The organism is Chromobacterium sp. ATCC 53434 (assembly GCF_002848345.1).
GTDB lineage: Bacteria > Pseudomonadota > Gammaproteobacteria > Burkholderiales > Chromobacteriaceae > Chromobacterium.
In genome coordinates this window covers 281,171-293,301 of sequence record NZ_CP025429.1, presented here as the reverse complement: position 1 = coordinate 293,301, position 12,131 = coordinate 281,171, and the positions used below count along the sequence as shown (strand labels likewise).

11 protein-coding genes are annotated in these 12,131 nt (G+C 67.0%); 7 read left to right on the top strand and 4 right to left on the bottom strand.

The features are described 5' to 3' along the window. Positions 1-2 precede the first annotated feature (2 nt). The 7 genes from CXB49_RS01380 to CXB49_RS01350 all read left to right on the top strand — a co-directional run bounded on the left by CXB49_RS01380 (position 3) and on the right by CXB49_RS01350 (position 6,668). Entirely contained in the window at positions 3-1,025 is a 1,023-nt protein-coding gene (locus CXB49_RS01380) for an MbnP family copper-binding protein (RefSeq protein ID WP_101706747.1), read from the top strand. Further along, the gene (locus CXB49_RS01375; RefSeq protein WP_101706746.1) at positions 1,022-2,146 is read left to right on the top strand and encodes a methanobactin export MATE transporter MbnM; all 1,125 of its coding nucleotides are present in this window, start codon (positions 1,022-1,024) and stop codon (positions 2,144-2,146) included. Before CXB49_RS01380 ends, CXB49_RS01375 begins: the two co-directional genes overlap by 4 nt. Before the next feature lie 54 nt (positions 2,147-2,200). Next, positions 2,201-2,608 (top strand): hypothetical protein, encoded by a 408-nt coding sequence (locus CXB49_RS01370; protein ID WP_101706745.1) that lies wholly within the window; start codon positions 2,201-2,203, stop codon positions 2,606-2,608. A 10-nt stretch (positions 2,609-2,618) separates the two neighbouring features. Next, the gene (locus CXB49_RS01365) at positions 2,619-2,975 is read left to right on the top strand and encodes a 5-carboxymethyl-2-hydroxymuconate Delta-isomerase (RefSeq protein WP_101706744.1); all 357 of its coding nucleotides are present in this window, start codon (positions 2,619-2,621) and stop codon (positions 2,973-2,975) included. Positions 2,976-3,216: 241 nt separating this feature from the next. Further along, a complete protein-coding gene (locus tag CXB49_RS01360) occupies positions 3,217-4,050 on the top strand; it encodes a UDP-2,3-diacylglucosamine diphosphatase (RefSeq protein WP_101706743.1) in 834 nt (277 codons plus the stop codon). Continuing rightward, on the top strand, positions 4,038-5,072 hold the full coding sequence (locus CXB49_RS01355; RefSeq protein WP_101706742.1) for a glycosyltransferase family 1 protein: 1,035 nt from the start codon (positions 4,038-4,040) through the stop codon (positions 5,070-5,072). Before CXB49_RS01360 ends, CXB49_RS01355 begins: the two co-directional genes overlap by 13 nt. Positions 5,073-5,885: 813 nt before the next feature. Next, positions 5,886-6,668, top strand: coding sequence for a ferredoxin--NADP reductase (locus tag CXB49_RS01350; RefSeq protein ID WP_101706741.1), 783 nt, complete (start codon positions 5,886-5,888; stop codon positions 6,666-6,668). A gap of 138 nt (positions 6,669-6,806) precedes the next feature. Here the strand turns inward: CXB49_RS01350 and CXB49_RS01345 are convergent, their stop codons facing one another. From CXB49_RS01345 to CXB49_RS01330, 4 genes are all read right to left on the bottom strand, one after another. After that, a complete protein-coding gene (locus CXB49_RS01345) occupies positions 6,807-7,607 on the bottom strand; it encodes a hypothetical protein (protein ID WP_101706740.1) in 801 nt (266 codons plus the stop codon). A 576-nt stretch (positions 7,608-8,183) separates the two neighbouring features. Continuing rightward, the gene (gene rquA / locus CXB49_RS01340) at positions 8,184-8,891 is read right to left on the bottom strand and encodes a rhodoquinone biosynthesis methyltransferase RquA (protein ID WP_101706739.1); all 708 of its coding nucleotides are present in this window, start codon (positions 8,889-8,891) and stop codon (positions 8,184-8,186) included. 148 nt (positions 8,892-9,039) lie between these two features. Continuing rightward, entirely contained in the window at positions 9,040-9,813 is a 774-nt protein-coding gene (gene xth / locus CXB49_RS01335; RefSeq protein WP_101706738.1) for an exodeoxyribonuclease III, read from the bottom strand. Between the two features lie 227 nt (positions 9,814-10,040). Continuing rightward, entirely contained in the window at positions 10,041-12,080 is a 2,040-nt protein-coding gene (locus CXB49_RS01330; protein WP_101706737.1) for a M3 family metallopeptidase, read from the bottom strand. Positions 12,081-12,131 lie beyond the last annotated feature (51 nt).

The following is a 12,131-nucleotide window of genomic DNA, read 5'->3' as shown; positions in this document are numbered from 1 at the left end:
AGATGAAGCGCAACTGGATTCTCGTGCCCGGCCTGTGCCTGGGTCTGGCCGCCTGCCTCGGCGGCGGCGTCAAAAGCAGCGGCGAGCAGGGCCAGGACGCCGCGCGTCCGGACCCCGGCTACGGCGGCGGCGACACCACCGTCCGCTTCGCCTTGAAAGCCGGCGGCCAGCCGGTAGCCTGCCATACCCGGATCGCCGGCATCGGCAGCGGCCAGGCCACGGCCACGCTGGCCGAGGGCATGCTCTACGTCCACGACGTGGCGCTGATCAACAACCGCGGCCAGGAAGTGCCGCTGCGGCTGGACCAGGGCAGCAAATGGCAGTACCTGAACCTGGCGCTGCTGGACTTCGCCGGCGGCAGCTGCAAGGACCCGGCGCGCGACGACGGCGACACCCCGGTCTACCAGCCGCTGGCCGGCGGCAATAGCGAGGTGGTCGGCAGCGTGCCGGCCGACAGCTACACCGGTCTCAGCTTCCGGGTCGGCGTGCCGGTGTCGGCCAAAAACGCCAAAGGCGAGGACGTCGCGCTGAACCACCAGCCGGCGCACAGCCCGCCGCACCCGATACTCGGCATCTACTGGCTGATGTGGGAATGGCAGTCCGGCCACCGCTTCATGCGCGTCGACCTGGCGCCCGAGGGCGGCGTCAGGCGCGCCGGCGGCGGCACCAGCGACCGCTGGGCCTTCCACCTCGGCTCCACCGACTGCCAGCCCGACGCCGCCGCCGTCGGTGGCTACCGCTGCGGCAAGCCCAACCGCTTCAAGGTGGCGTTCGACCGCTTCGATCCGAAGTCCGACCAGGTGGTGCTGGACCTGCAGTCGCTGTTCGCCGGCAACGACATCGGCCGCGACGACAGCGCCGACTTCGGCTGCAAGTCCAACGCCACCGACGCCGAATGCCGGCCGATCTTCGAGCGGCTGGGCCTGAGGCTGAACGACAGCGCCCCCGGCGCCGGCGACGGCGGCCTGCCGCTGGACGACGGCCGCCATTCGCGCGTGTTCCGGCTGGAGAAGACCGGCCGATGAGGCCGCTCGCCGCGCTGGCGCTGGCCGTCCTGCTCGCCGCCGGCGGCCGGGAGCCGCTGGCGTCGCCGGCGCCGGTCGGCGACTGGCACTGGCAGCTGCCGGCCGGCGTGGCGCCGCCGCCGGTGCCGGCCGACAATCCGATGAGCCTGGCCAAGTTCGAGCTGGGCCGGCGGCTGTTCTACGACAAGCGACTGTCCGGCAACGGCGGCGTCAGCTGCGCCAGCTGCCACCAGCAGCGGCTGGCCTTCAGCGACGGCGTCGCGCTGTCCGCCGGCGCCACCGGCGAGCGCACGCTGCGCAACGCCCAGCCGCTGGTCAACGTCGCCTGGCGCCGGAGCTACACCTGGGCCAATTACTCGCTGACGACGCTGGAGCGGCAGATGGACGGGCCGCTGTTCCGCACCGATCCGGTCGAGATGGGCATCAACGACGGCAATCGGCAGGCGGTGCTGGCGCGGCTGACCGCCGACCCGCTGTACCGGCGCGAATTCGCCCGCGTGTTTCCCGGCGAGGCGCGGCCGCTAACGCTGGCCAATATCGTCAAGGCCGTCGCCAGCTTCGAGCGCGGCATCGTGTCCTTCGATTCGCGCTACGACCGCCACCAGGCCGGCGCGGCCCGACTGTCGGCCGCCGAGCTTCGCGGGCTGGCGCTGTTCCGCTCGGAGCGGGGCCAGTGCTTCCGCTGCCACGGCAGCGCCGATTTCGACGAGCAGATGGCCGGACAGGGCCGGGGCCTGCCGTTCCGCAACATCGGCCTGTACGACACCGACGGCGACGGCGGCTATCCCTTCCCCAACCGCGGCACGCTGGAATTGAGCGGCAGGCCGGCCGACATGGGCCGCTTCCGCAGCCCCGGCCTGCGCAATGTCGCCTTGACCGCGCCGTATATGCACGACGGCAGCGTCGCGACGCTGGAGCAGGCGGTGCGCGTCCACGCCGAACACGGCCGCGGCGACGGCCGCCGCAACCGCTGGAAAGACCCGCTGGTGGACCGCATCCGGCTGACGCCCGCCGAGCAGGCCGACATCGTCGCCTTTCTGAAAACGCTCACCGACGAGACGCTGACCGGCGATCCGCGGCTGGCCGACCCGTTCGCCGCCGAACCCAAAGCCGGCCGATGACGGCGGCCTGCCAGTCTGCTACGCTGGAAGCCTTTTGCCACCTGCCGAACCCGGATGAAGACTCCCTACCTGAAGATACTGGCCTGCGGGCTGACGCTGTTCATCCTGCTGGGTCCGCTGGTGGCGCTGCTGGCCAGCGGCGTGGTGCCGATGATGGCCTATCTGATGGGCGCGGTGCCGGCGCTGGTCTTCGGCCTGCTGCTATGCCTGCTGCGCATCGCGATGGACGGTCCGATAGCCCGCTGGCGGGAATCGTGGCCGGCCTGGCTGCTGGCGCTGGCCGCCTTCGTCCCCGGCGCCTTCAGCGGCAGCGTCGTGACGCTGTTGTACGCCCGCGTCGCCGAGCCGCTGCTGTACAACGACTGGATGACGATGTACCTGGGCGCGATGGCCGGCGGCGTCTGCAACGCGCTGTTCTGGCGGATGCGCTTCGGCGCGCCCGCCGACCCGTCCCACCGATAGCGAGAAGCCCATGCCCCACTGCGTCATCGAATGCTCGGCCCAGATCGCCGCCCAGCCCGACATCCACCGCTTGCTGCAATCGGCCCATCAGGCCGCCGACGCCAGCGGCCTGTTCGAAACCCACGACATCAAGGTCAGGCTGCTGCCCTACGAGGACTATCTGGTCGGCGGCAAGGACCAGGACTTCGTCCACATCGTCTGCCACATCCTGGCCGGACGCAGCGACGAGCAGAAAGGCCGGCTGGCCAACAGCCTGGTCCACACCGTCTGCGCCTGGCTGCCGGACGTCGCCATGGTCAGCTGCGAGGTCCGCGACATCGTCCGCGCCCACTACAGCAACCGCCGCCAGATCATGGCCCAGGGCTAAAAAAAGCCCGCCTGGTAAGGGCGGGCTGGCAACCGTTGTCTGCCGGACGCCTGTCAGCGCCCAAACGTTCGCAGCATACCGCAAGGCGCCGCGCCGGCCCTGCGGCGAATTGTCGCAGCCCCGCGCGCGGCGGCGTCATCTTCCTGCCTCGTACTATTCATTTCGCCGTCAACAAAGCCTCACGCGTCTGTCACCTCGGCATTGCAGCATGAGATAGTCATCACGTCTCACGGACTTCGCCATGCAGCCAGACTCCGCTCCCGACGCCCCCCGCCGACTGCGCAGCATCTGGATCTCCGACGTCCACCTCGGCACCGCCGGCTGCCGCGCCGACCATCTGCTCGACTTCCTGCGCGAACATGAATCGGACTACCTGTATCTGGTCGGCGACATCGTCGACGGCTGGCAGCTGAGAAAGTCCTGGTACTGGAAGCAAAGCCACAACGACGTGGTGCAGAAGTTGCTCAGAAAGGCGCGCAAGGGCTGCCAGGTGATCTACATCCCCGGCAACCACGACGAGGCCGCGCGGCAATACTGCGGACTGGACTTCGGCGGCGTCGCGATACGCCACGAGGCCGAGCACCTGACCGCCGACGGCAAGCGCCTCCTGGTGCTGCACGGCGACGAATTCGACGGCGTGATCCAGTACGCCAAGTGGCTGGCCTATCTCGGCGACAATCTGTACACGCTGATCCTGCAGCTGAACCGCGGCTTCAACTGGGTGCGGACCCGGCTGGGGCTGCCGTACTGGTCGCTGTCGCAATACCTGAAGCACAAGGTGAAGAACGCGGTGAACTTCATCAGCCAGTTCGAAACCATCCTGGCCGGCGAGGCGCGGCGGCGCGGCTTCGACGGCGTGATCTGCGGCCACATCCACAAGCCGGAGGTGAGGATGATAGACGGCATCCTGTACGGCAACAGCGGCGACTGGGTGGAAAGCCTGTCTGCGCTGGTGGAACACCCCGACGGGCGCCTGCAGGTGCTGCACTGGACCGCGATGCTCCGGCCCGCCGCGGCCGCCGATGTCGAGGCCGATCCCATTCCCTCTCCCGAGGAGTCGTCATGCGCATCATGATCGTCACCGACGCCTGGAAGCCGCAGGTCAACGGCGTGGTCCGCTCGCTGACCGAAACCGTCCGCGAGCTGGACGGCTTCGGCCACCAGGTCAATATGATCACGCCGCTGGAATTCCACACAATACCCTGCCCCACCTATCCGGACATCCGGCTGTCGCTGCTGCCCTACCGCCAGGTGGCGCAGCGCATCTCCGGCTTCGCGCCCGACGCCGTCCACATCGCCACCGAGGGGCCGCTGGGCCTGGCCGCCCGACGTTATTGCCTGAACCGCGGCCTGGCCTTCACCAGCGCCTACCACACCCGCTTCCCCGAATACATCCACGCCCGCTGCCGGCTGCCGCTGGACATCAGCTACGCCTGGATGCGCCGCTTCCACAACGCCTCCCAGGCGGTGATGGTGCCGACCCGCTCCATCGCCGACGATCTGACGGCGCGGGGTTTCGACAACATCAAGCTGTGGAGCCGCGGCGTCGACACCGAAATGTTCTCCCCCGGCGAGCGGCTGCGGCTGGACGAGTCCGCCCCGCCGCGCTTCGTCTACATCGGCCGGGTGGCGGTGGAAAAGAATATCGAGGCCTTCCTGAAGCTGGACCTGCCCGGCAGCAAATGGGTGGTCGGCGACGGCCCGCTGCTGGCCCGGCTGAAGCAGGAATACCCGGACGTGTATTTCGCCGGCGTGTTCCCGCAGCAGGAACTGGCGCGCTTCTACCGCGCCGCCGACGTCTTCGTCTTTCCCAGCCTGACCGACACCTTCGGCCTGGTGCTGCTGGAGGCGATGGCCTGCGGCACACCGGTGGCGGCCTTTCCGGTCGCCGGTCCGCTGGACGTGGTCGGCGACAGCGGCGCCGGCGCGCTGGACTGGGACCTGCGCGCCGCCTGCCTGAAGGCGATGGAAATCGACCGCGGCCTGGTACGCCAAGTGGCCGAACGCTATTCCTGGCAGGCGGCCAGCCGCCAGTTCGAATCGCACCTACGCCCGAACGCCGCCACCGCCGCCGCGGTCGCCGCGACGGCAGATTGAGCAATCCTTGCTTTAACAGCTGTAAGTACTATATTGGAAAAGTTGAGGCGGCAGGGAGGGTGAAGGATATGTCAGGCAACACGGCCAGGCGACCTTGCGCTTAACATGGCATTGAGGCCGCGCCCAGACAGCGGCGGCGGCCGGCACCGGAGGTGTCCGCAATGCCCGAACCAGCATCCAGGACGGATGCGTCGACTTTTCAAAGCCGCCAGCCGGCCAGGCACCACTCGCCGATTCGCAACCGGCACGATGAATGAAAGTTTCGTACTGCAGGATCAAACGGAAACCCCGTTTCCGGAAACGCGCCCATACGAGGGCCAGCGATGACGTACCGGCGGCATGCAGGATAGGCAGTACCGGCAGCCGCCCCCCGCTTCAACACGGTCCCGTCCATCGCGGCGAGGACCGATGCGCACAGCCAGACCGGCGTCCGGCATCGATCTCAGACGCGGCTGCGCGCATCCCCGCAATCATCCAGAGGGCGTCCCATCACCGGGACGCCCTTTTCGCTTATGGCTGAACTATCACGTCGGCATCGCCGCAAATAACGGCCAGCGCTAAAAAAATCGTCAAACAATCTTCCGGCGCGCCGCCGCAGTCGGGTAACATGCGCTATCCGCGCGGCAAAGCCCGCGCCGCTCACGATCGCGTCCGGCCGCCGGCCGGCGCCATCCCAAGACAATCCGCCGCATGGCGCGCGCCATGCGGCCGCACAACACCCGACGCCGCACGCACGAGCAAGGGGCTGGCAAACGGGTTAAAATCATTGCGACGCAACATTTTCCGATCTTTATTGAGTGAGCCGCACAAGACATGTCCTCTCCCAATCTGACCGCTGAAAAAGTCCTGTCCGTCCACCATTGGAACGACACCCTTTTCAGCTTCACCTGCACCCGCGACGCGGGTTTGCGCTTCATCAACGGCCAGTTCGTCATGATAGGCCTGGAAGCCAACGGCAAGCCGCTGATGCGTGCCTACTCCGTGGTCAGCTCCAACTACGAGGAGCATCTGGAGTTCTACAGCATCAAGGTTCAGGACGGCCCGCTGACCTCCAAGCTGCAGCACCTTCAGGTCGGCGACACCGTCATGATCAGCAAGAAGCCCACCGGCACGCTGGTGCAGGACAATCTGCTGCCGGGCAAGAACCTGTACCTGCTGTCGACCGGTACCGGCCTCGCCCCCTTCATGTCCATCATCAAGGACCCGGAGGTGTACGAGCGCTACGACAAGGTGATCCTGACCCACGGCGTGCGCTGGGTCAGCGAGCTGGGCTACCACGACTACATCACCAAGGAATTGCCGGAAAACGAATTCTTCGGCGAGATGGTGCGTGAAAAGCTGATCTACTATCCGACCGTCACCCGCGAACCGTTCCGCAATCAGGGCCGCCTGACCGATCTGATCACCAACGGCAAGCTGTGCGCCGACATCGGCCTGCCGCAGCTGAATCCGGAACACGACCGCGTGCTGATCTGCGGCAGCCCGAGCATGCTGCACGATCTGTGCGAGATCCTGAACGGCATGGGCTTCAAGGAATCGCCGCGCATGGGCGAGCCGGCCGACTACGCGATCGAACGCGCCTTCGTCGAGAAGTAAACCTCCGTTCCGACGGAACGCACACAGCCCCGCAGGCCAGGCCGCGGGGCTGTTTCTTTATGTCCCGCCCGCAGGCAAAACAAGGGGGAGGCCGAAGCCTCCCCAGTTTTTATGCGAGCCAGACCGTGGTCTGCTTGATTACTTGGCGGCCGAAGCGGCTGCCTTGTGCGCCTTCTTGGCGTGATGCTTGTGAGCCTTCTTCGCTGCCGGGGCGGAAGCATCGGCCTTCGCTGCCTGGGCTTTCTGGGCGGCGGAAGCTTCCTTCTTGGCGGCGTGGTGCTTCTTGGCCGCGTGCTTATGGGCCTTCTTGGCTACCGGAGCGGAAGCGTCGGCCTTGGCGGCTTGAGCCTTCTGGGCGGCGGAAGCTTCCTTCTTGGCGGCGTGATGCTTCTTGGCGTGGTGCTTGTGAGCCTTCTTGGCTACCGGAGCGGAAGCGTCGGCCTTGGCGGCTTGGGCTTTCTGAGCGGAAGCTTCTTTCTTGGCGGCGTGCTTCTTGGCTTTCTTGGCCTTAGGAGCCGACGCGTCGGACTTGGCTGCCTGAGCCTTCTGGGCGGCCGGAGCGGACGCGTGCTTCTTCACGCCGACTTTCTTCTTGGCGGCCTTCTTGGCCGGGGCGGAGGCGTCGGACTTGGCGGCCTGGGCCTTCTGAGCGGAAGCTTCCTTCTTGGCGGCGTGCTTCTTCGCTACGTGCTTGTGGGCCTTCTTGGCGGCCGGCGCGGAAGCATCGGCCTTCGCTGCCTGGGCCTTCTGGGCCGAGGCGGTTACTTTTTCGGCCTTCTTGGCGTGGTGGATCTTGGTCGGGGTTTTCTTGTCGGCCTTCTTGGCGGCCGGAGCGACCTTGGCCGCCGGAGCGGAGGCGGTGGTGGCTTGGGCGGCGAAGCCGGCGGCGGAACTCAGGCCAAAGACGGCGGACAGGGCAAGAACGGTCAGCTTTTTCATGATTCATCTCCAGGTCGGTAACGGCGGCTTTCGTTTCGCCGTAAGGCACCGTGTTTGGTGTTTCCTTGAGTCGTATCCTAGCCCTCCCCCCTTCACCCGTCTGTTAGCGCCTTGTAAGCCCATGTAACGCGACGTACAGCCTTTCGCCGCCAGGCAAGCCGCTGATCCTGCGTTGCGCCTCCTTGCCGTACGATTTGTACTGTCCGCGTCGGCGCGCCTTGGCTCAGTGGCGTGCCTAGCGGCTCTCCGCCCCATCAAAGAGCCCATCCCGCGTTGCGCCTCCTTGCCGTACGATCTGTACTGTCCGCGTCGGCGCGCCTTGGCTCAGCGGCTTGCCTGGCGGCTCTCCGCCCCATCAAACAGCCCATCCCGCGTTGCGCCTCCTTGCCGTACGATTTGTACTGCCCGCGTCGGCGCGCCTTGGCTCAGCGGCTTGCCTGGCGGCTCTCCGACCCATTGCAAAGAACCCATCCCGCGTTGCGCCTCCTTGCCGTACGATCTGTACTGTCCGCGTCGGCGCGCCTTGGCTCAGCGGCTTGCCTGGCGGCTCTCCGCCCCGCCATCCCTCATCGAAACTCAATCGCGCCGTTGCGCGACGACGATCTGGTAGACCCCGCCGAACACGGTGCGCTTGCGCCATTCGAAACGGCCGGCGGCTTCGGCGGCGTAGTCGGCAATCTCCGTGTTCCACAAGGCCTCGGCGAACGGCTCCAGCTTCCGGTTCACCCACTTCAGCAGCCAGCCTATCGGCTGCCACGGGCGGGGACGGTGGTAGTCGACGAACAGCGCCCGGCCGCCGGGCACCACCTGGGCCAGCATATTGGCGACGATGGCGGACTTCTTGTCCTCCGGCACCTCGTGCAGCAGGAAGAAGCTGCATACCAGATCCTGCGGCTGCGCCGGCCGGAAGGTCGCGGCGTCGGCGCGCTCCAGCCGGGCCTGCGGCAGGCCGGCGAGCTTGCCGGCGGCCAGTTCGACCTGTATCGGCGTGACGTCGGTCAGTGTGAAGCGGCCGGCGGCGCCGACCCGCGCCGCCGCGCGGCTCACCAGGTCGCCGTAGACATGGGCCACCTGCCATACCTTGTCGCCGGGCCGGATCTGCTGCAGATAGGCTCGCATCAGCCGGCGGTCGTTGCCGAACAGCAGCGTGCTGACCACCAGCTTGCGGTCCAGCAGCCGCGCCTTGCGCGGATTGACGTAGGCCCAGTCGTAGACCTCGACCATATAGTCGGGGACGTCGCGGTAATAGGGATCGGCGGGGGTGCGTGTGTGCAATGTGGTCATGGCGGGCTGCCGCTCGGTGTTATTGGATGGAAAGAGCTTAGCAAGCCCTTCCTTCCATCGGCTTGAGCCAGGCCAAACCTTGCCCGGACCGCCCGGAAACGAAGCGGCCCGGCGCAAGGCCGGGCCGTCGGGCGGGCAAACGGACCGGTCAATCGGCCAGCGTCAGCACCACCGGGGTATGGTCGGACGGGCGCTCCCACTTGCGCGGCGCCTTGTCGATCTCGCAGGCCTCGGCGCGGGCCTTCAGCGCGTCGCTGACCAGGATGTGGTCGATGCGCACGCCCTTGTTGCGGCGGAACATCATCTGGCGGTAGTCCCACCAGCTGTACTGCTTCTCTTCCTGATTGAACAGGCGGAAGCTGTCGGACAGGCCCAGCGCGATCAGCCGGCGGAAGGCCTCGCGCTCCGGCGTGCTGCACAGCACTTGCTCGTGCCAGCCCTCCGGATCGTAGACGTCGCGGTCTTCCGGCGCGATATTGTAGTCGCCCAGCAGCAGCAGGTTCGGGTGCTTGGCCAGCTCGGCGGCGACATGGCCCTCCAGCTTGGACAGCCATTCCAGTTTGTACGGGTATTTGGGCGAATCGACCGCCTCGCCGTTGACGAAGTAGGCGCAGATCACCCGCACGCCGTTCACGGTGGCGGTGATCACCCGGCGCTGCTCGTCGCCGTAGCCGGGAATGCCGGCGACGACGTCCGTCATTTCCAGCGGCGCCTTGACCAGGATGGCGACGCCGTTATAGGTCTTCTGGCCGAACCAGGCGGCGCGATAGCCGGCGGCCTCGATCTCGGCCAGCGGGAAGGCGTCCTGGTCCATCTTCAGTTCCTGCAGGCACAGCACTTCGACGCCGGTGTCGGCCAGCCATTGCAGCACCTGCGGCAGGCGGACTTTCAGCGAATTGACGTTCCAGGTGGCGAAACGCATCGGCGCTCTCTCCATGACGGGCTAAAGGCCGACACCATAACAGCCGCGCGCGCCGCTGTGCAGGGGGCCGGATAAAAAAACGCCCCCGCTGTTGGCGGAGGCGTGGAATAGACACTATATCACTACCCCTGATACGCGTCTGGCTCGCTTGCTGCTCCGGAAGACAACCCTGAGCACTTGTTTAGAGCCGGGCGTCTTCGGGGGAGTTCCGGAGCCGGAAAGTTTTTTTACGCCGATTCGGCCACCATGCCGGAATGGCGCAGCAGCGCGTCGATCTGCGGGTCGCGGCCGCGGAAGGCGCGGAACGATTCCAGCGCCGGACGGCTGCCGCCGACGGCCAGGATCTCGTCCCAGAACTGGCGGCCCACCTGCGGGTTGGCGCCGCCGGCCTCCTCGAACGCGGCGTAGGCGTCGGCCGACAGCACCTCGGCCCACTTGTAGCTGTAGTAGCCGGCCGCGTAGCCGCCGCCGAAAATATGGCTGAAGCTGTTGGGGAAGCGGTTGTAGGCCGGCGGGACGTTGACCGCCACCTCGCGGCGCACCTCGTCGAGCAAGGCCAGCCAGTCCACGCTGTCGGGATTGCCGGCGGTGTACAGCTGCATGTCGAACAAGGAAAACTCCAGCTGGCGCACCATCTGCATGCCGGACTGGAAGTTCTTGGCGGCGATCATCTTGTCGTACAGCTCGCGCGGCAGCGGCTGGCCGCTTTCGCTGTGCGCGGTCATTCCCTGCAGCACGTCCCACTCCCAGCAGAAGTTTTCCATGAACTGGCTGGGCAGCTCGACCGCGTCCCACTCGACGCCGCTGATGCCGGCCACGCCGGCCACCTCGACGCGGGTCAACAGATGGTGCAGGCCGTGGCCGCACTCGTGGAACAGCGTGATCACCTCGTCGTGGGTGAAGTAGGCCGGCTTGTCGCCGACCGGGCGGCTGAAGTTGCACACCAGGTAGGCCACCGGCGTCTGCACGTCCCCGCCCTTGCGGCGGCGGCCGCGCACATCGTCCATCCACGCGCCCGGGCGCTTGCCGTCGCGGGCGTAGAGGTCGAGGTAGAAACCGCCCAGCAGCGCGTCGCCCTGGAAGATTTCGAAATAGCGCACGTCAGGGTGCCAGGTGGCGACCTGGCGCTCGGCGAAGCGCACGCCGTACAGCGTGCCGACCACGCCGAACAGGCCTTGCAGCGCCTTGGGCTCGGGGAAGTACTGCTTCACTTCGTGTTCGGAGAAGGCGTAGCGTGCGACGCGCAGCTTCTCGCTGGCGTAGCTGATGTCCCAGGCCTGCAGCGTGTCCAGGCCCAGCTCGTCGCGGGCGAAGGCTTCCAGCTCGGCGCGGTCCTGCTCGGCGTAAGGCTTGGCGCGGCGGGCCAGATCGCGCAGGAAGTCGATCACCTGCGCCGGACTTTCCGCCATCTTGGTGTACAGCGACAGTTCGGCGTAGTCGGCGAAACCCAGCAGCTGCGCCTCTTCGGCGGCCAGCTTCAGCTTTTCGCGGATCAGCGGGCCGTTGTCCTGCTCGGCCGGGCCGAATTCCGACGCGCGCTTGGCGTTGGCCTCGTACAGTTTTTCGCGCAAGGCGCGGTCGTCGGCGTACTGCAGCACCGGGAACAGCAGCGGGAACTGCAGGCCCAGCTTGTATTTGCCCGGCTGGCCGTCGGCTTCGGCCATCGCGGCGTACATGGCCAGCGTGTCCTCGGGAATGCCGGCCAGCTCGGCCGCGTCGTCGATGTACAGGCTGAAGCCGTCGGTGGCGTCCATCACGTGCTGCGAGAACTGGTTGGACAGCTCGGCCAGGCGGCTGGACAGCTCGGCGAAACGCGCCTTCTCGGCGTCCGGCAGCTCGGCGCCGGCCAGGCGGAAGTCGCGCAGGTCGTTCTCTATCACCTTCTTCTGCGCGGCGCTGGCGGCGGCGAACGCCGGATTGGCCGCCACCGCCTTGAAGCGGGCGAACAGGTCCAGGTTCTGCCCCAGTTCGGTGAAGAAGGCGGAGATGCGCGGGATTTCGGCGTTGTACGCCTCGCGCAGGCCCTCGGTATTGCCCACCACGCCGTTCAGATGGCCGACCACGCCCCAGGCGCGGCCCAGTTTCTCGGTGGCGTCGGTCAACGGCTCCACCACGGCGTCCCAGCTGTCCCCGCCGGCGGCGACGACGGCGGCTATCGCGGCGCGGGCGTCGGCCAGCAGCGCGTCGAGGGCGGGCGTGATGTGCTCCGGCTGGATGGCGTCGAAGCGCGGCAGGTCGGAGAAATCAAGTAAGGGGTTCTGGCTCATGGCTTCAACATCCTGTCGGGGCGGGTCGATTATGATAAGGGAATTTGCGCG